Source organism: Nocardia sp. JCM 34519.1 (assembly GCF_020361265.1).
Taxonomy (GTDB): Bacteria; Actinomycetota; Actinomycetes; order Mycobacteriales; family Mycobacteriaceae; genus Nocardia; species Nocardia arthritidis_A.
In genome coordinates, this window is the sequence record NZ_JAIRBR010000036.1 from 1 (window position 1) to 18,154 (window position 18,154).

The window sequence follows — 18,154 nt, forward strand, 5'->3', positions numbered from 1 at the left end:
CGCCGATGGTACTGCACTCGACAGGGTGTGGGAGAGTAGGACACCGCCGGAACATCTTTCACGAAAGCCCCCCAACAACTGTTGGGGGGCTTTCGTCGTATCCGGGGCCGGGCCGTAGGAGAGGATGCGCCGCTCCCAGTCTCCCAGCGTATTCACAGGGAACATGAAGCGCGCCCGGAGCGCTGGAAAAGATCATGGGTATCAGGTGGTGGAGAGCCGCCGGTGCCGAGCCAGACGGAGGTGGACATGGTCACCGCGACGACATCTGTCGATCGTGTGTCGACGGATCATGTTTCGGTCGAGTCCGATAAACCCTCGCGTCGTTGGCGTCTCCCGTTGCCGGTGACGCTCGGGTATCTGGCGGGCCTCGTCGTGGTCGCGATGGCGCTGTCCGCGTTGAGCGAATCCGAGCAGACCGGTGTCATCCTGCACACCAGCACGAACCTGCACAATCTGTTGCACGGACATATCAGCACGCTGTTCTCCAGCGCGTTCGTGATCGGCGACGCCGCCGTCGCGCTGACCATCCTCCCGCTGCTCGCCTGTCTGCTCGCGCTGGCCGAATTGCGGTTCGGTTCAGGACAATTGGTGCGTATTTTCCTGGCAGGTCATATCGGTGCCACGCTGCTCGTCGCGGTCGGGCTCTGGATCGCGGTGACCGCGGAATGGATGCCGCAGAGCATCGGCCGGGCAGAGGACGTCGGGATCAGTTACGGCGCGATGGCGGTGCTCGGTGCGTTGGTCGCGGTGTTGCCGAGGCCGTGGCGGATCGCCTGGATCGTCGGCTGGTTCGCGGTCGCCGTGGAAGGCGCGGTGGTCGGGCAGACGTTCACGAATGTCGGCCACCTGCTATCGCTGCTCATCGGTGTCGCAGCCGGCTACACGATGCTGCGCACCCGTCAGGTCGCCCGCCGCAGGTTCACAAAAGTGGAATGGCTGCTGCTGCTCGGCGCGGCCGTCCTGGCCGCCGGTCTCCTCCTGGGCTGACGCCGCGCCGCCGACACGCGCGGCGGGCTGCCGGAAACCGGTGCGGGGCGCTCGCCTAGAGTGCTTGGGTGCGCCTCGTGATTGCTCGTTGCCAGGTTGACTATGTCGGTCGGTTGACCGCTCATCTCCCGATGGCCCGCAGGCTGCTGCTGATGAAGGCGGACGGCTCGGTGCTTGTGCATTCGGACGGCGGCTCGTACAAGCCGCTCAACTGGATGAGCCCGCCCTGCTGGTTGGAGGAGCGCGACGGCGCCGATATTCCCGAAGGGGCGCAGGCGCTTTGGGTGGTCACCAATAAGGCGGGGGAGGAACTGCGGATCACCATCGAGGATGTCGAACACGACTCCTCGCATGAGCTCGGCGTCGATCCGGGTCTGGTGAAGGACGGTGTCGAAGCCCATCTGCAGGAACTGCTGGCCGAACATGTGCAGACGCTCGGCGCCGGTTACACGCTGATCCGCCGCGAATATATGACCGCGATCGGCCCGGTGGATCTGCTGTGCCGGGACGCGGGCGGCGCCACCGTCGCTGTGGAGATCAAACGGCGCGGCGAGATCGACGGTGTCGAACAGCTCACCCGCTACCTCGAACTACTCAACCGTGACCCGCTGCTGGCGCCGGTCGCCGGCGTATTCGCGGCGCAGCAGATCAAACCGCAGGCCCGCACGCTGGCCGAGGATCGCGGCATCCGCTGTCTCACCCTCGATTACGACGCCCTGCGCGGCACGGAGAGCAACGAGTTCCGTCTGTTCTGATGTCGGGCTCCAGACGCGCCAGAGCGGCGTTGGTTGTCGCAGGCGCGGTGTTGGTGGCCGCGGGCGGAGCCGCCTGTGCGGATCAGCACGCCGATGCCGCCGCTGCGGTGAAAGATCTGCTGCACGGCCATGATTGGACACATTTCACGGGTGCCGAGGTGGGTGTGGAGGGCCTGCGCATCACGCCGCTGGACCGAAAGATCGTGCGGCAGGACGGATCCGGTGGTCAACCGAATCCGCCGGTGAACCTGCGCGGGCCGCGGCTGCGGATCGACGGTGACTTCGAAGTGACCGCGACGATGCGCGATATCGGATCCCGCGGCGCGTATCTGCAGCTGTATTCGGGTGTTCCGGTCGTATACGACGAGTGGCGTTACGAGCCGCCGTCGCTGCGTTTCGGTATCGCGGGCGGCAAACTACAGGTGGCCGTGTGGGATGGGCGCTCGGACCGGCCCGCGCAGACCCGGTCGTTCGGCGCCGATCTGGCGGGCGCCGCGACGGTGACGGTACGCACCGACGGCAATATCGCCGTGCTGTCCATCGACGGCAAAGAGGTCGGTAGCGTGCCGGACGGCGATATCTTCGACGGCGCGACGGTCTGGTTCGGTGCGGACGCCGAACTCGACGGCGGCTGGACCCTGACCTCGCTGACCGCGCGCCCGGAGCCGGGGCGGCACCTTTCGGTGCTGGATTCGCTTGCACCGCAAGAGAGTTCGGCTTCGAAATCGCTGCGTACGGACGCGGCGAAACTGTCGCGGCCGTTCGAGATGGGTACGGCGCTGGCCAGTGGTCCGCTGGCGAGCGATGCGGACTATCGCGCCTTCGCCGCCGCCCAGTACGGAATGTTCACGCCGGAAAACGATTTCAAACCCCAATTCCTGCAGCCCCGGCGCGGAGTATTCGCCTTCGCCGAGGCCGACGGGCTCATCGATTTCGCCCGCGCCAACGCGATGAAGGTGCACGGGCACACCCTGGTGTGGCATGAGGCGCTGCCGCAGTGGATGCGCGAGGTGTCGGGCCCGGATGCGGTGCGACAGACCATGTTCGACCATATCGACGCGGTGGCCGGACATTTCCGCGGACAGGTCGCCGAATGGGATGTGGTGAACGAGCCGATCTCCGATGATCCGGCCGATTATGCCAACGGCAACAATGGAATTCGGTCCGCGCGCAATATCTGGTTCCAGGCGCTCGGCGAGCAGTACATCGACGAGGCGTTCCGCCGGGTGCGCACGGTGGATCCCGATGCGAAGCTCTTCATCAACGAATACGGTGTCGAGGCGGACGGGCGGCGTTGGGATGCGTTGCTGGCGTTGGTGACTCGGTTGAAGGAGCGCGGTGTGCCGATCGACGGCGTCGGCTTCCAGGGGCACGAATACACCGAGGATGACCGGATTTCGGGCGAAACGTTCCGAAAACACGTGCGCGCCTTGGCCGCGCTCGGCGTGCAGTCGCGGGTGTCGGAAATGGATGTGCTCGTCGAGCCCGATGAGCACGATATCCAGGCGAAGCAGTTCGCCGAACGGTTGGCGGTGTGCAAGGACGAACTATCCTGCACGAGCTTCAGCACATGGGGATTCACCGACAAATACGGATCGACCGCGACACCGCGAAAGTATCCGGTCGCACCTGCCGATGCGCTGCCCATCGACGCCCGAATGCGCCCGAAACCGGCCTATTCGGCCATGCTGGCCGAACTGCCCGGCTGAACCCTGTTTAGTCTGGTTGCTATGCCTCGACGAAAACCGCGCGCAGGCCGTCGGGAACTGTCCGGCGGCGCACCGCTCGGCGATGTTTTCGGCCGGACCGAGCCGGGTCCGGAAGGCGATGAAACCTACGTCGTGCGTACCGTTCCCGGTACCCGCGCCGTGAAAACTTATCGGTGTCCGGGCTGCGACCACGAAATCGTCCCCGGCGTAGCGCATATCGTCGCCTGGCCCGCCTACGGCGGCGAGGACGACCGCCGCCACTGGCACCGCGGCTGCTGGGACGGCCGCCAAACCCGCCGCATCACCCGCCGCTGGTCGTGAAAACCATTGGGCCGGAGCCGGAAACGCCGGATTGATCCAGACCATCTGGTATGTCTGATTGGCCCGCAAATAGGGAAAGCCGCCCCGGGGTGGGGCGGCTTTCGGCTGAGTGGTGGTACGTCGTCGCCGTTGTTTCTCGGATCCGACGTCAGGAGATGTCGGCGTTCTCGCGCTCGTCGGCGTCGATCTCCTCGTCGGAGCCGACCTCGGGGATGGCCTTGGTCCGCGAGCCCTGGACCGACTTCTGCGAGCCGCCGATGGATTTGCGCTGATCCGGAACCCCGTCCAGCAGTTCGCTTTCCCGGTTGACGGCCGCCAGCATGGCGGGCACCGAGTCGAGCTGGCCGCGGATACCGAGCAGCTGGGCCAGGACCCGGCCGCGCAGCACGCGCATCTCCTCGGCCAGTTCCTTGGCGTGCGCGATCTTGCGCTCGGAGGTCTGGGTGGCGGAGGTGATGAGGCGGTTCGCCTCGTCGGTGGCGTCCTTGATCCGCTGCGCCGCCTCGGCGCGGCTGGTGGCCTCCAGCTCCTCCATGGCGCGGGTGAGCTTGGTGCGCCGCTCGGCCATGGTGACCTCGAAGTCCTGCTGGGCCGCCTTGCGCTTGGCCTCGGCCTCCTTACCGAGGCGGTCGGCCTCGGCCTGCGCGGCCTCGATGATCTTCGCGGATTCGGTGCGCGCGTTGGCCAGGGTCTGCTCGAATTCGATCTCGAGCGCCTCGCGCTTCTCCTTGGTTTCCGCGAGCAGCGACTCGTATTTGCCGCGCATTTCGGTGGCCTGCTGCTCGGCGATCGACACCATCTCGGCGGCCTCGGCCTGCGCCAGCGCGCGGACCTCGGAGGCCTCGTCCGAGGCGAGGCGCAGCATGCGCGAGATGCGGTCGGACATACCTTCCGCGGTGGTCGGCGGAACGGAGAGCCGGTCGACCTCCTTGCGGAGTTCGTCGATCTCGTCCCGCGCGTCCTCGAGCTGCGCGGCGAGGTTACGTGCTTGTGCCGCAGCGGCATCGCGGTCGGTGGCGGTGACCCTTAGCTCCGCATCGAAGCGGTCGAAGTAGTTACGCACCTCGTCTTGCGCATAACCCTTGCGCACAACGGTGAAGGGCAGTGCAACGAAGCGATTGCGATCGGACTCAGGTGACGACATGGCACACAAACTACAGCCTACTGAGACCTCATGGTGACTCGACCGCGAATGTGATTCCAACGAGTTTTTTGGACCCGATCTTGATACTAGTGCGTAACATTCGCGTTCGGCTCGACCAGCTCGACCAGCACACCGCCAGCATCCTTCGGGTGGATGAAATTGATGCGCGAATCAGCGGTACCGGACCGCGGTTCGTCGTACAGCAAACGCAGTCCGCGACCGCGCAGATGAGTGGAGACGGCATCGAGATCGGTGACCCGGTAGGCGAGTTGCTGCAGGCCGGGGCCGCTGCGATCGATGAACTTGGCGATGGTCGACTCCGCGTTGAGGGGCGCCAGCAACTGCAGGGCAGTGGCGTCGTCGGCGGCGCCGGGGAGCGAGAGCATCGCCTCGTGCACGCCCTGGCTCTCGTTGACCTCGCGATGGGTCTCGATCATGCCGAGATTCTCGGCGTACCAGGCGATTGCGGCATCCAGGTCGGGTACGGCGATGCCGACGTGGTCGACGGCGATGACGTAGTCGCCCGGGATGAAACCGGATGGATCCATAACGTTGCTCACTACTCGAAAGTAGCGCGTACCTGCGTGTCGGGGTGTTGGCGACACCGGTTACCGTTGAGTACAAAGACCGTGCGATAGAAAGTGCGAGGCCTCGTCGTGACTACTTCCGTGATCGTCTCCGGTGCGCGTACCCCCGTCGGACGACTGCTCGGCGGGCTCAAGGACTTCAGCGGTTCGGCCCTCGGCGGGCTGGCCATCAAGGCCGCGCTGGAGAAGGGCGGCGTCCGGCCCGAGCAGGTCGATTACGTCATCATGGGTCAGGTGCTCACCGCCGGCGCGGGCCAGATCCCGGCCAGGCAGGCCGCGGTGGCCGCGGGCATTCCGATGGATGTGCCCGCGTTGACGGTGAACAAGGTGTGCCTTTCGGGCATCAATGCGATCGCGCTCGCGGATCAGCTGATTCGCGCCGGTGAATACGAGATCGTGGTGGCCGGCGGTCAGGAATCGATGAGTCAAGCGCCGCATCTGCTCGAAAAGAGCAGGGAGGGTTATAAATACGGCGATGTGACGCTGCGCGATCACATGGCCTACGACGGTCTGTACGACATCTTCACCGACCAGCCGATGGGCGCGCTCACCGAGCAGCGCAACGATCTCGACCCCATCAGCCGCGCGGATCAGGACGCGTTCGCGGCGGCCTCGCATCAGCGTGCGGCGGCGGCGTGGAAGAACGGCGTCTTCGACGAAGAGGTGGTGCCGGTGTCGGTGCCGCAGCGCAAGGGCGACCCGGTGCTGGTGACCGCCGATGAGGGCATTCGCGCCGACACCACGGTGGAGTCGCTGAGCAAGCTGCGTCCGGCGTTCCGCAAGGACGGCACGGTGACGGCGGGCAGCGCCTCACAGATCTCCGATGGCGCGGCCGCGGTCGTGGTGATGAGCAAGGCGAAGGCGCAGGAGCTCGGGCTGAGCTGGATCGCCGAGATCGGCGCGGCCGGTGTCGTCGCCGGTCCGGATTCCTCGCTGCAGGAGCAGCCGGCCAACGCGATCCTGAAAGCCTGTGCGAAACAGGGCATTTCGCCCACTGATCTGGATCTGGTGGAGATCAACGAGGCATTCGCCGCGGTCGGCGTCGCCTCGACCCGCAAGCTGGGGATCGATCCGGCGAAGGTGAACGTCAACGGCGGCGCCATCGCGATCGGGCATCCGCTCGGCATGTCGGGTGCGCGGATCCTGCTGCACCTGGCGCTGGAGCTGAAGCGGCGCGGCGGCGGGATCGGTGCGGCCGCGCTGTGCGGCGGCGGCGGTCAGGGTGATGCGCTGATCATCAAGGTGTAGCCGTAACGGTGTGAGCCGTTCGACTACGACCGCCTGTAGTGCATCGGGCAGAATGGTGCCCATGGGCAACTTCTTCGACTTGAGCACCGTGGCAAAGCGGTTCCGCCTCATCGCGGTGCTGGAGGCGATCTCCTGGGTCTTCCTGATCGTCGGCATGGTGTTCAAGCGGCTCCCCGAGCCGGTGACCTGGCCGGTCAAGGTATTCGGCATGACGCACGGGATCATCTTCATCCTGTTCGTGCTGACCGCCGTGCTCGCTGCCCGCGAGCTGGCCTGGACCTGGAAGACGACGGTGCTGGCGCTGCTGTCCAGCATTCCGCCGTTCTGCACCGTGCTGTTCGAAGTGTGGGCGGTGCGCACCGGAAAGCTCGGTGAGCTGAGCAACAGCGTCGCGAGCGATACTGCGGCCCCCGCATCCGCGACGTCATGACAAACTGGAAACCGTGACTCGACCTGCTTCCCGTCGTCCCTCGCCCGCCGTTGCCGCCGCCATGTCCGGTGCGGTGGATCTCTCCAGCCTGAAGCAGCCCGCCGCCACCGCCGCCGGGGCGCCCGCCGGCGGTTACGCGGTAGGTGAGGCGGACTTCGAAGCGAAGGTGCTGCGGCGCTCGCTGCAGGTGCCGGTGGTGGTGGTGCTGTATTCGCAGCGCAGCCCCGGCAGCGTCGAGCTGGTCCGCACACTGGAGCGGCTCGTCGAGGCCGACGGCGGAACCTGGGATCTGGCCACCGTCGAGGCCGAGGCCAATATGCGGATCGCGCAGGCGCTGCGGGTGCAGGGCATTCCGACCGTCATCGCCATCGCCGGTGGTCAGCCACTAGCGGATTTCGAAGGGGCGCAACCGGAACCGCAGGTGCGCCAGTGGCTCAACGCCGTCGTCGACGCGGTGGCGGGCAAGTTGGAGGGTGGTGCGCCCGCACCGGAGCCGACGGAGGATCCGCGATTCGTCGCCGCGGAGGAGGCGTTGGAGCGCGGCGATCTGGCCGGTGCCGAGGCCGCCTACGAGGCGGTCATCGCGGCCGAGCCGAATAATGAAGAGGCCAAGAACGCGCTGCGTCAGCTGCGTTTCCTGGCCCGCGCCCAGGAGGTGCCGGAGTCCGCGGTCGCCGCCGCCGACGCCGATCCGGCGAATCTGGATGCCGCACTCGACGCCGCCGATGTCGAAGTGCTCAATCAGCGGCCCGAGGCCGCCTTCGATCGCCTGATCGCCCTCATCAAGCGCACCAGCGGCGACGACCGCACCAAGGTCCGCACCCGCCTGCTCGAACTCTTCGAATTGTTCGACAAGGCAGAGCCTTTCGTCGTCGCGGCCCGCCGCAAACTGGCCACCGCCCTGTATTGATCCCGGCTGTTACTGAACCCGGAAGGCCCTCCGGCGCGGCGTCTTTCACGCCGCGCCGGAGTCACGGTTCGGGGGTGAGCCAGACGGCGCTGTTGGGGGCCAGGGCTACCACGGCGGAGGCGGGGCGGCCGTGCCATGGTTCGTCGGTGGCTTTCACGCCGCCGAGGTTGCCGATGCCGGAGCCGCCGTATTCGATGGCGTCGGTGTTGAGGATTTCGCGCCAGGTGCCGGTGCTCGGCAGGCCGACGCGGTATTCGCCGTGCACCGAGCCGGAGAAGTTGTAGACGCAGGCGACGACGGAACCGTCGGAGCCGTAGCGGAGGAAGGCGAGCACGTTGTTGGCGCGGTCGTCGGCCTCGATCCAGGAGTAGCCGCCGGGGGCGGTGTCCTGGCTCCACAGCGCCGGATGCGCGCGGTAGACGGTGTTGAGGTCCCGGACGGTGGTCGAAATGCCTTCGTGCAGGGGATTTTTCAGCTCGTCCCAGTCCAGGCCGCGGTCGTGCGACCATTCCCGGAACTGGCCGAAGTCCTGGCCCATGAACAGCAGCTGTTTGCCGGGATGCGCCCACATGTACGCCAGTAGCGCGCGCACCCCGCCCGCCTTCGCGAAATCGTCGCCGGGCATGCGGGTCCACAGCGTGCCCTTGCCGTGCACCACCTCGTCATGGCTGATGGGCAGCACATACGTTTCGCTCCACGCGTACACCAGCGAGAAGGTGATCTCGTTGTGGTGCCATGACCGGTGGATCGGGTCGCGGGACAGGAAGCCGAGGGTGTCGTGCATCCAGCCCATATTCCATTTCATGGTGAAGCCGAGACCGCCGACATCGGTGCCGCGGGTGACGCCGGGCCATGCGGTGGATTCCTCGGCGACGGTGACGACGCCGGGATAGCTTCGGTGCACGTTGTCGTTGAGGTCCTGCAGGAAGTGCACGGCCTCCAGATTCTCCCGGCCGCCGTACACATTGGGTTCCCAACCGCCCTCGGGCCGTGAGTAATCCAGGTAGAGCATGGAGGCGACGGCGTCTACCCGCAGCCCGTCGACGTGGAATTCCTCGATCCAGTAGCGGGCGTTGGCGACGAGGAAGTTGCGCACCTCATGCCTGCCGAAGTCGAAAACGTAGGTGCCCCAGTCGAGTTGTTCGCCGCGGCGCGGATCGGCGTGCTCGTAGAGCGCGGTGCCGTCGAACCGGGCCAGCGCCCATTCGTCGCGCGGGAAATGCGCGGGCACCCAGTCGAGGATGACGCCGATGCCCGCCGCGTGCATGGTGTCTACGAAGGCGCGGAAATCGTCGGGGGAGCCGAAACGCGCTGTGGGAGCGTAATAGGAGGTGACCTGGTAGCCCCACGAGCCGCCGAACGGATGTTCGGCGATGGGCAGCAGCTCGATGTGGGTGAACCCGGCCGCGTGCACGTAATCGGCCAGCTGCCTTGCCAATTCGCGATAGCCGAGGCCCGGCCGCCAGGAGCCGAGATGCACCTCGTAGATGCTCATCGGAGCCTGGGTCGGATCGGTCTGTGCGCGGGTTTCCAACCAGCCCTTGTCATTCCAGACGTAGTGGCTTTCGGTGACCACCGACGCGGTGGCCGGCGGCAGTTCGGTGGCGAAGGCCAGCGGGTCGGCGTGGTCGACGGTGCGGCCGTCGGCGCCGTGCACCCGGTACTTGTATTTCGTGCCGACCCCGACGCCGGGGATGAAGACCTCCCACACCCCGGAGCGGCCGAGTGAGCGCATCGGCGCGGTATTCCCGGCCCAGCCGTCGAAATCGCCGATGACGGTGACGCCCCTGGCATTCGGCGCCCACACCGCGAACGAGGTGCCGTGCACCTCGCCGTCGAGCGTGGTGTAGCTGCGCGGGTGCGCGCCGAGCGCCTCCCACAGCCGTTCGTGCCGTCCCTCGCCGATCAGGTGCAGGTCGAGTTCGCCGACGGTGGGTAGGAAGCGGTATCCGTCGGCGCCGATGACGGTTTGGCCGCCGGGGTAGCTGGTGACGATCCGGTAGTCCATGAGGTCCGGATACGGGAGCACACCGGCGAAGATGCCGTGCCCCAGCGATTCCAGCGGATGGTCGACGCCGCCGACGCGGGCCTGCACCGTCTCCGCGTGCGGGCGCAGCACCCGGACCATGGTGCCGTCCGGATGCGGGTGCGCGCCGAGCACGGTGTGCGGATCATGGTGTGTGCCCGCGGCGATGAGCAGCAGATCGCGGCGGTTCATCGGAATGTCCTGCGGTAGGCCAGTTCCGTGCGCTGCTGCTGCGGGACGGGCGGCAGCGCGAGGATGTGCGCGACCGCCTTCGGTGGGTCGAGTCGCACGTAATTCGTTTGGGCCCAGTGGTATTCCTCGCCGGTGACCTCGTCGACAACCACCGGGTGGTCGTGCCATTCGCGGCCGATCGCGGGCAGATCCAGCGAAATCATGCCGTGCTCGGTGCCGTACGGGTTGAGGTTGACCACGATGAGCACGGCGTCGCCGCTGATCGGATCGATCTTGGAGTAGGCGAGCAGCGCCTCGTTGTCGACGGGATGGAAGTGGATGCAGCGCAGCTGCTGCAGCGCGGGATGGGCGCGGCGGATCTCGTTGAGCCGAGTGAGCCAGGGCTCCAACGATTCCTCGCGCGCCAGCGCCTCGCCGAACGGGCGCGGGCGCAGCTCGTATTTCTCCGAATCGAGGTATTCCTCGCTGCCGGGACGCACCGCCTGATGTTCGAACAGTTCGAAGCCGGAGTACACGCCCCAGGTGGGCGACAGGGTCGCGGCGAGTACCGCGCGGATGGCGAACATTCCGGGCCCGCCGTGCTGCAGGCTCTCGTGCAGGATGTCGGGCGTGTTCACGAAAAGGTTGGGCCTGGCCTCATCGGCCTTGTCCGCCAACTCTTTTCCGAATTCGGCCAGCTCGCCTTTGCCGACCCGCCAGGTGAAATATGTGTAGGACTGGCTGAATCCGCGCCGGGCCAGGCCGTAGAGCCGGGCGGGACGGGTGAACGCCTCGGACAGGAAGATCACATCCGGATCGGTGGTGCGCACCTCCGCGATCAGCCATTCCCAGAAGTCGGCGGGTTTGGTGTGCGGGTTGTCGACGCGGAAGATCTTGACGCCCAATGCGATCCAATGTCGCACCAGATGCAGTACCGCCGCGTAGATGCCGTCGGGATCGTTGTCGAAATTGATCGGGTAGATGTCCTGGTACTTCTTGGGCGGGTTCTCGGCGAAGGCGATGGTGCCGTCGGGCAGCGTGGTGAACCACTCCGGATGCGCCCGCACCCACGGATGGTCGGGTGCGCACTGTAAGGCCAGGTCCAGCGCCACTTCGAGGCCGAGTTCGGTTGCGGCGGTGACGAATTCGACGAAATCCGATTCGGTGCCGAGGGCCGGGTGGATGGCGTCGTGCCCGCCGTCGCGCGATCCGATGGCCCACGGCGAGCCGACATCGTCCGGTTCCGCGGTGAGGGAATTGTTGCGGCCCTTGCGGTTCACCTCGCCGATCGGGTGGATCGGCGGCAGGTAGACGACATCGAAGCCCATGGCGGCGATGCGCGACAGTTCCTTGGTCGCGGTGGCGAATGTGCCGTGGATCGGTTTGCCGTCGGCGTCCCGGCCGCCGGTGGAGCGCGGGAAGAATTCGTACCAGGAGCCGTAGAGCGCGCGATGCCGCTCGACGTACACAGTGTGCTGCAGCCCGCGGGTGATCATGTCGCGCAGCGGGGTTTCCCGCAGGATCTCCGCGACCTCCTCGGCGAAGGCGGGTGCGACCCGGGCGGGCAGCTGCTGCTCCTCGTCGCGCAGGGCGGCGGCGACCGCGCGCAGCCGGAGGAATTTAGCCTTCGGCAGGGCCAACGCGGCGCGTTCGAAGAGTCGCGCGCCGATTTCGAGGTCGTTGGCCAGGTCGGCGGCGCTCTGGCCGACGGCCAGCTTCGCCTCGACCGCGGCTCGCCAGGTGGTGATCGGATCGCTCCAGCCCTCGATGCGGAAGATCCAGGTACCGGGCAGGTTGGGGATGAATGTGGCATTGAAGACGTCGGGTTCGAGATCCGGCATCATCCGGATCCGCGTGACTCGCGACGAACCCGGCGCGCGGACGGCCAGGGTGGCGGCCACCGCATCGTGGCCCTCGCGCCACACCACGGCGCGCACCGGGAAAACCTCGCCCACCACGGCCTTGGCCGGGTAGCCGCCGGGTATGGACGGGGCGGTGTCATCGATGGCGATGCGGCCGGTCACACCCTTCAACCTACCGGGTCATCCGGGAAGGGTCCGGATTCGCCCCGGCCGGGATCAACGGGCGTCGAACGCCAAGCCGATTCCGAGTGCGACCAGGATCGCGCCGAGCCCACGTTCCATCCGCTGCCGGATTCGGGCCTGCCGCAGCAGCTGACCAGCGCGGACGGCGGCCAGCACGATGGCAACCGAAACCACGCTGTCCATCACGATCTGGACGCCGCCCAGAATCAGCACGCTCGGTAGCACCGGGCCGCTGCTGGGCAGGAACTGCGGAAGCAGGGTGAGCCCGAAAACCGCTGCTTTCGGGTTGGCGGCGACCGAGAGCAGTGAGGCGCGGAATGCCGCGCCGACCGTCCGGCCGCTCGGCGGCGCCGCATTCGTATCGAATTCGCCTGCTTCGCCGGCGCCGCGCCAGGCTTGGATGCCGAGCCAGATCAGGACCGCCGCGCCGATCACGTGCATGGCGGTGTTCAGTGCCCGGTTCGCGACGAGCAGTACCGAGAGTCCCGCGCCGCCCGCGAGATTCCAGCAGTACATGGCTATTTCGCTACCTGCGACGGCGGACAACCCTGAGGCGCGGCCGTCGCGGATCGACCGTTGCAGGTACAGGGCGGTGGTCGGTCCGGGCAGCGCCGCGAGGATCAGGCTGGCCAGGACGAATTGCGGCAGAACTTGTACCCAGTGCGGCATCCGCCGATGCTGTCACGGGGTGGTGGGCTCTGGCCAGGTGATTTCGGATCAGCGGGCGTCGGCGGCGAGGCCGAGGCCGAGGGCCACCAGGATCGCGCCGAGCGCGCGTTCGACGCGCTGCCGGATGCCGGTGCGGCGCAACCAGGTTCCCGCGCGATCGGCGACCAGCACGATGCCGACGCACCACGCGGTGTCGATCACCAGCTGGACCACCGTCAGGGCGATGAGCGATTCGACCATCGGACCGCTGGACGGCAGGAACTGCGGCAGGATGGTCAACCCGAACACCGCTGCCTTCGGGTTGGCCGCGATCGAGATCAGCGAGGCGCGGAAGGCCGCGCCCGGGGTGCGCCCCGCGGGCAGCAGATTCGTCATGCCGCTGCCGAATTCGCCGTCCTCGCGCGCGCCGCGCCAGGCCTGGATGCCGAGCCAGATCAGCACCACCGCTCCGACGACGTGGATGGTGGTGTTGAGAAATCTGTTGGCGGTCAACAGGATCGATAGTCCGGCGCCACCGGCGAGCGTCCAGCCGAATACGCCGATCTCATTGCCTGCCACCGCGGCCAGGCCCGCCGTACGGCCGTCGCGGATCGACCGCTGTAGGAACAGTGCCGTCGCCGGGCCGGGAATGACGGCGAGTACGAGGCAGGCCAACGAGAATTGCGGGAGTACGTGAATCCAGTGCGGCATTCGCCGATGCTGCCACGTCGATGTGCCGCCGGGCCAGGAGTTTTACCAGGTAAGTGGCCTACCGGAATCGATGCGAATTGGCTCTGTCCGCATCGCGGACGGCGCCATTACCGTCGCCGGGGTGACCGAGATTCGCGAACTACCCGAGGGACAGACCAAACTCGCCGCGCAGGCCATGCTCGAGCTGCGGCCGCGCTGGGACACCGTCGACGCGATGGTGGACCTGATCGATACGCGGCTGCGGCCGGCCGGATATCGGCTGGTGGGCGCGTTCGACGGGGTGGGCGATGCGGCGGTCGCCGCGGTGGGGTTCCGCGAGAACTGGGCAACGGCTTGGGGACATATCGTGTACGTCGACGATCTGTCAACCCTGCCCGAGGCCCGCGGTCGCGGATACGCCGACCTGCTGCTGCGATGGGTCGAGGATGAGGCGCGGCGTCTCGGATGCGAAGGGCTGCACCTGGATTCGGGCGTCGGCGCCGACCGCGCGGCGGCGCACCGGCTGTATATGCGCCACCACCTGCGGATTTCGGCGCATCACTTCCAGGTCGAGCTGTAGGTGCTCACTCGTCCGATCACCCAGGCGGCCAGTACGGCGGCGAGGAAGGACAGCAGGGATGCGCTCATCCACGGCTGTTTGGTGAAGTGGAGCAGGTCCTGGATGTGGATCCAGAATTTGGTCCACGCACCGGCGTCGCCCGGGTTGATCAACTGGTAGACCGCGAAGCCGACGAGCCAGGCGAGGATCATGCCCCAGCGGGACGGCGCGTCGTCGGCGGTGTTCCAAGCGCCCTTGGCACGCAGGAAGAAGTCGGCAACCAGTACGCCGAGCAGCGGGACGAACACCGAACCGATCAGGCCGAGGAAGCCGAAGTAGTTCTCCATATTCAGGCGCAGCGCGAGCAGCGTGATCAACACGCCGAGGCCGATCGAGAGGATGCGCCGGTCGACCTTGGGTAGCAGATTCTGGATGGAGACCGCCGTCGAGTAGACATTCGCGAACGACTGATCGGCCTCACGGAATACGAAGATGAAGAAGAACAGCGCGCCGAGGGTGACGTCGAGGAACGGTTGGTAGGCGCCGCCGTTGCCGGTCGCCAGTGCGAGCGCGAAGAGTCCGAGGGTGTAGGCGACGATCTGGGTGATCGCGTACGCACCGCTCGCCGCGCCGAACGCCGCGCCCGCGCCGCGCGAGTGCCGGGTGTAGTCGGCGGCCGCGGGCACCCACGAGATCGATACCGCCAGTGCGGCATCGGTCGCGACCCAGAACAGATTCCAGTCCACCCCGAACGGTCCGTTACCCTTCGGGCCCGGATTGTCGGTCAGGTCGGGCAGGCCCGCGCGGATGAACTGGATGTAGAACCAGATCAGCGCCAGCACGACGCCGACGGTCACGAATCGCCGCAGCATCCGGACCGAGCCGAGCGGCCAGATGGTCAGGATCGTGGTGAGCACTCCCGCGGCCACCACGTACAGCCAGTGCGGGCCGCCGCCGAACAGTTCTTTCGCGGCATTCCCGATGACGATCAATTCGAATGTGCCCCAGCCGATCAACTGCGCGATGTTCAGCAGGGTCGGCACATAGCTGAGCTTCGCGCCGAACAGTCCGCGTAGCAGCACCATCGCGGGCCGTCCGGTTTTCGCGCCGGGCACGGCGGCGAGTCCGAGCATCAGCCCGCCGAGCACCGTTCCCACGATCATCGCGAGAATGCCTGCCGCGATGGAGATTTGGGCCTTGCCGTCCTTATCGGGCGCGAGCACCGTGTACGCGCCGGAGAAGGCGAGCAGGCTGACCCCGAGGTTGGCCCAGAACGCGCTCTGATCCCAGAAGGAGAGCACCTTCGGCGTCGGCTCGTCGAGGGTCAGCGGCGCCTCGCGCCGCTCGTTCGCACGCACACTCGATACGGACATCGCCCATACTCCCTACGCCGGCATTACCCGGTCAGGTTCATGCGGTCGGCGAAGCGGTCGGGTCCGCCCTCTCAGCCCGGCCGTGCCCGAGCTCCCGCGTGGTTTGTTCGATCGAAATCGTAGTCCACCCGCGGTGCCCGCCGCGTCGGCCGGACGCGGCGGGCGCGATCGAGGATCAGAAGCAGGGAGTCAGGCCGTTGGGCTTCTGACGCCCGCGAAAATCGGGGATCGAAGCCGAAACGAAAGGTGAAATAGGCCGTTCAGGGCGAGGAAATGTCTGGTTGGGCCGGATCTCTGAGCCGCTCAGGCTCGATCAGAGGAGCTGACCCCGCCCCGTGTAAGGTTCGCACGGTGAAGGCATTAAGGCGATGCGCCAGCGTGCCCGGTCCGAAATCGGTTGTGAGCTGCGAGGATTCGCCTATCTAGGCTGGGCGAAAACTGGCCCGTGACACTTTTGTGGCAGTTTTCGCCGAAATCACCGGGCGTCTGCGTAGTCGACGACGATGGTCGTGCCCATGGCGACGTAGTGCTGGGTGGTGACGGGGGAGTTCTCCTCGTGCCCCAGAATCAGCCGGGCGGCGGGCAGACCGTGCACCTCGGCCACTCGGGTGGCGCGGGTGCTACGCAAGGTCTTCAGCGTCGACCACTCCAACTCGGTGTCCTTCACGATCCGCCGCCAGACCTTCGACAGCTGCACGGTCGGCAGCACCTTGCCGGATCGGCTCGGTAGCACAAGGGTTTGGCGCGGCGCGGCGGCGAGCTTCCGCTTACGCAGCATCGCCAACGTGCTCGTGCTGACCTTGATGGTTCGCATCGAGTCGCGAGTCTTCGTGAACGGCTGGCGATACACGACCGAAATAACGGTGTCGTCGCCAAATTTCCGCCACCCCTCCGGAACGACGATTTCGTGGTCGGCCAGCTGGTAATCGTCAATGACCTTGCGGACCTGCCGAACTCGGAGTTCGGTATCCACGATCGTCCCGGCCACCGTGACCGTTCCGGCGTCGAAATCGACATCCGTCCATCGCACGGCAACGGCTTCGCCTGGTCTGGCCGCCAGCTCGTAGGCGAGCATCGTGTAATCGAGGAACCTCGGGTCTCGGCGGTACCTGCGGTTCTCCGGGCCGAAGTGCTGCGCCTCGAGGTGCCGGAACAGCGCCATCTCCTCCGGGGTGAACGGCTGGGGCTCGTCCGGGAAGTACGGGTTCACCGCTTGGCCTTTTCTGGTCTTCCAGGTGGCATTCTCGCCGCGATGGCCCTTCACGTTCGACACCGGGTTGTAGTCCCGCAACCCATCGTCGACGAGCATCTGGAATGTCATGTTCAGGATGCTCTTGTGCAGGTTCTGCTTCGTGGTGGACCAGTTGAGCTGTTCCAGGTGCAGGCGGATGTGGAAGGGCTTTACGTCGACGGCCTTCATCTTGCCGAGGTCGGACCCGACGATGACGACTTTGTCGGCCTTCGCGCGCGGGCCGATCGACGGCTCGATTTCGCGGCGGTAGGTACGCGAATTCTGCGGGCGCTTCTTCGCATTGTTCTCGTAGGACTGCAACCAAGCTCGAACTGCTTCCGCCACGGTCGATTTCGCGCTGTAGGCACCGATCTCGACGGCGCGGGGCTTCCACTCCGCCACGCGCCTTTTCAGGGCGTCCTTGGCCTGCCGCTTGGTCTTGCCCGATGCCCATACGCGTGATGGCTTGCCGATAGGTTCGCCTACCAGGCAACTGATTTGGAAGATCTTCCGTGCCTCGTTCCACTTCGGCTCGCTGAAATCGCCGGGCTCACCTGGCGACAATGGCTTGCGTGGCATTTGGCCCACCCCTCTGCGGCGAAACTGTTCTTACCGCGAAATATCCTGTCTGAGTTCGTCTTTCATTTCGCGGGTGACTTGGCCGCGTCGCTGGGCGTTCGCGTCCTTGCCCGCTCGGGCGTCTCGCTCCTCGCTGAAGGTGTGCTTCCAGCGTGCTAGTGCGAGCAGTGCGAGGTGATCCGATACGATGCCGAGATCCTTCGCCGCGCGCTGTTCGGCCTGGCCAACCTGGGCGACGGCCCGGTACACGTCCAGCATGGATACGCCCTTGGGACGCTTGCCGCCGTAGAACTTGGCGACAGCACCGAGCGCCCGGGATCGTTTGACGACCTCGAGCAAGTAGTCGTCCACCGGAATGACGGCTTCACCGCGCAGCGCGCGACTGAGCGCCTGCCCGGGAATGACCAGAGCGTCATTGATCTGGATGTTGCCGTCGTCGAGTTCACACAACTCGGCAAGGGTCACGTCTCGCTCCAGCAGCTTCGCGAAGGCCATCCCGAGAGCGTAAAGCGTTGGTAGAGAAGGCGATACGCGACCAGACTCAAGATCTCCCACCTTGCCGGAAGTCCATTTCAAGCCGCACTGTCCCGCCTGGAAGGCAACGGCCTCGAGGGTTGCGCCCGCTTCTTCGCGGAGCTTGCGCGCGTTGCGCCCGATGGCCTGCGCCAGGGTCATGGGTTCGGTCGACATGCGAGGCAGTCTACTTCATATTGGGTGACGCGACTCAATTTTAAGTGTCTT

Annotated in this window: 17 protein-coding genes and 1 riboswitch; of the genes, 8 read left to right on the forward strand and 9 right to left on the reverse strand. The window is 66.3% G+C overall.

Annotated elements, in window-relative coordinates:
* Nucleotides 1–222 precede the first annotated feature (222 nt).
* The 4 genes from LGY53_RS42155 (at nt 223) to LGY53_RS42170 (ending at nt 3,772) form a co-directional block, all read left to right on the forward strand.
* The gene (locus LGY53_RS42155; RefSeq protein ID WP_225732282.1) at nt 223–987 is read left to right on the forward strand and encodes a rhomboid-like protein; all 765 of its coding nucleotides are present in this window, start codon (nt 223–225) and stop codon (nt 985–987) included.
* A 68-nt stretch (nt 988–1,055) separates the two neighbouring features.
* Nucleotides 1,056–1,742 (forward strand): endonuclease NucS, encoded by a 687-nt coding sequence (nucS, locus tag LGY53_RS42160; RefSeq protein WP_225732283.1) that lies wholly within the window; start codon nt 1,056–1,058, stop codon nt 1,740–1,742.
* Nucleotides 1,742–3,451: an endo-1,4-beta-xylanase gene (locus LGY53_RS42165; RefSeq protein WP_225732284.1), complete on the forward strand. Its 1,710-nt coding sequence runs from the start codon at nt 1,742–1,744 to the stop codon at nt 3,449–3,451. Before nucS ends, LGY53_RS42165 begins: the two co-directional genes overlap by 1 nt.
* A gap of 21 nt (nt 3,452–3,472) precedes the next feature.
* Nucleotides 3,473–3,772, forward strand: a complete 300-nt coding sequence (locus tag LGY53_RS42170; protein ID WP_225732285.1) for an ATP/GTP-binding protein — start codon at nt 3,473–3,475, stop codon at nt 3,770–3,772.
* A gap of 148 nt (nt 3,773–3,920) precedes the next feature.
* Here the strand turns inward: LGY53_RS42170 and LGY53_RS42175 are convergent, their stop codons facing one another.
* A complete protein-coding gene (locus LGY53_RS42175; protein WP_167472533.1) occupies nt 3,921–4,916 on the reverse strand; it encodes a hypothetical protein in 996 nt (331 codons plus the stop codon).
* A gap of 86 nt (nt 4,917–5,002) precedes the next feature.
* Nucleotides 5,003–5,464 (reverse strand): methylmalonyl-CoA epimerase, encoded by a 462-nt coding sequence (mce, locus tag LGY53_RS42180; protein WP_225732319.1) that lies wholly within the window; start codon nt 5,462–5,464, stop codon nt 5,003–5,005.
* Nucleotides 5,465–5,572: 108 nt separating this feature from the next.
* On the opposite strand from mce, the gene LGY53_RS42185 reads away from it, so the two are divergent.
* From LGY53_RS42185 to LGY53_RS42195, 3 genes are all read left to right on the forward strand, one after another.
* Complete coding sequence (locus LGY53_RS42185; RefSeq protein WP_225732286.1) at nt 5,573–6,751, forward strand: acetyl-CoA C-acetyltransferase; 1,179 nt, start codon at nt 5,573–5,575, stop codon at nt 6,749–6,751.
* A 61-nt stretch (nt 6,752–6,812) separates the two neighbouring features.
* The gene (locus tag LGY53_RS42190; protein WP_225732287.1) at nt 6,813–7,181 is read left to right on the forward strand and encodes a DUF3817 domain-containing protein; all 369 of its coding nucleotides are present in this window, start codon (nt 6,813–6,815) and stop codon (nt 7,179–7,181) included.
* A 61-nt stretch (nt 7,182–7,242) separates the two neighbouring features.
* Entirely contained in the window at nt 7,243–8,091 is an 849-nt protein-coding gene (locus LGY53_RS42195; protein ID WP_225732320.1) for a tetratricopeptide repeat protein, read from the forward strand.
* 61 nt (nt 8,092–8,152) lie between these two features.
* Here LGY53_RS42195 and glgB read toward each other — a convergent pair whose 3' ends face one another.
* From glgB to LGY53_RS42215, 4 genes are read right to left on the reverse strand one after another with little or no spacing between them, the layout of a single operon-like run.
* Nucleotides 8,153–10,309: a 1,4-alpha-glucan branching protein GlgB gene (gene glgB / locus LGY53_RS42200; RefSeq protein ID WP_225732288.1), complete on the reverse strand. Its 2,157-nt coding sequence runs from the start codon at nt 10,307–10,309 to the stop codon at nt 8,153–8,155.
* Nucleotides 10,306–12,312 carry an alpha-1,4-glucan--maltose-1-phosphate maltosyltransferase gene (locus LGY53_RS42205; RefSeq protein ID WP_225732289.1) on the reverse strand — a complete coding sequence of 669 codons (2,007 nt, stop codon included), beginning with the start codon at nt 12,310–12,312 and terminating at the stop codon, nt 10,306–10,308. Before LGY53_RS42205 ends, glgB begins: the two co-directional genes overlap by 4 nt.
* Nucleotides 12,313–12,366: 54 nt before the next feature.
* A complete protein-coding gene (locus LGY53_RS42210) occupies nt 12,367–13,002 on the reverse strand; it encodes a LysE family translocator (RefSeq protein ID WP_225732290.1) in 636 nt (211 codons plus the stop codon).
* Between the two features lie 48 nt (nt 13,003–13,050).
* Nucleotides 13,051–13,692: a LysE family translocator gene (locus LGY53_RS42215; RefSeq protein WP_225732291.1), complete on the reverse strand. Its 642-nt coding sequence runs from the start codon at nt 13,690–13,692 to the stop codon at nt 13,051–13,053.
* Between the two features lie 121 nt (nt 13,693–13,813).
* On the opposite strand from LGY53_RS42215, the gene LGY53_RS42220 reads away from it, so the two are divergent.
* Nucleotides 13,814–14,251, forward strand: a complete 438-nt coding sequence (locus LGY53_RS42220) for an N-acetyltransferase (protein WP_225732292.1) — start codon at nt 13,814–13,816, stop codon at nt 14,249–14,251.
* Here the strand turns inward: LGY53_RS42220 and LGY53_RS42225 are convergent.
* The 3 genes from LGY53_RS42225 to LGY53_RS42235 form a co-directional block, all read right to left on the reverse strand.
* A complete protein-coding gene (locus LGY53_RS42225) occupies nt 14,230–15,603 on the reverse strand; it encodes a cytosine permease (protein WP_225732293.1) in 1,374 nt (457 codons plus the stop codon). The genes LGY53_RS42220 and LGY53_RS42225 overlap by 22 nt on opposite strands.
* Nucleotides 15,594–15,711: riboswitch (TPP riboswitch) on the reverse strand. (Overlaps the previous gene by 10 nt.)
* Nucleotides 15,712–16,078: 367 nt before the next feature.
* Nucleotides 16,079–17,413, reverse strand: coding sequence for a tyrosine-type recombinase/integrase (locus tag LGY53_RS42230; protein WP_225732294.1), 1,335 nt, complete (start codon nt 17,411–17,413; stop codon nt 16,079–16,081).
* A gap of 30 nt (nt 17,414–17,443) precedes the next feature.
* Nucleotides 17,444–18,103: a helix-turn-helix domain-containing protein gene (locus tag LGY53_RS42235; protein WP_225732295.1), complete on the reverse strand. Its 660-nt coding sequence runs from the start codon at nt 18,101–18,103 to the stop codon at nt 17,444–17,446.
* Between the last annotated feature and the right edge of the window lie 51 nt (nt 18,104–18,154).

Coding starts and splice junctions, on each gene's coding strand:
- LGY53_RS42165 (WP_225732284.1), top strand. CDS start 1,742: ATGTCGGGCTCCAGACGCGCCAGAGCGGCGTTGGTTGTCGCAGGCGCG.
- LGY53_RS42170 (WP_225732285.1), top strand. CDS start 3,473: ATGCCTCGACGAAAACCGCGCGCAGGCCGTCGGGAACTGTCCGGCGGC.
- LGY53_RS42175 (WP_167472533.1), bottom strand. CDS start 4,916: ATGTCGTCACCTGAGTCCGATCGCAATCGCTTCGTTGCACTGCCCTTC.
- mce (WP_225732319.1), bottom strand. CDS start 5,464: ATGGATCCATCCGGTTTCATCCCGGGCGACTACGTCATCGCCGTCGAC.
- LGY53_RS42190 (WP_225732287.1), top strand. CDS start 6,813: ATGGGCAACTTCTTCGACTTGAGCACCGTGGCAAAGCGGTTCCGCCTC.
- LGY53_RS42195 (WP_225732320.1), top strand. CDS start 7,243: ATGTCCGGTGCGGTGGATCTCTCCAGCCTGAAGCAGCCCGCCGCCACC.
- glgB (WP_225732288.1), bottom strand. CDS start 10,309: ATGAACCGCCGCGATCTGCTGCTCATCGCCGCGGGCACACACCATGAT.
- LGY53_RS42210 (WP_225732290.1), bottom strand. CDS start 13,002: ATGCCGCACTGGGTACAAGTTCTGCCGCAATTCGTCCTGGCCAGCCTG.
- LGY53_RS42215 (WP_225732291.1), bottom strand. CDS start 13,692: ATGCCGCACTGGATTCACGTACTCCCGCAATTCTCGTTGGCCTGCCTC.
- LGY53_RS42225 (WP_225732293.1), bottom strand. CDS start 15,603: ATGTCCGTATCGAGTGTGCGTGCGAACGAGCGGCGCGAGGCGCCGCTG.
- LGY53_RS42230 (WP_225732294.1), bottom strand. CDS start 17,413: ATGCCACGCAAGCCATTGTCGCCAGGTGAGCCCGGCGATTTCAGCGAG.
- LGY53_RS42235 (WP_225732295.1), bottom strand. CDS start 18,103: ATGTCGACCGAACCCATGACCCTGGCGCAGGCCATCGGGCGCAACGCG.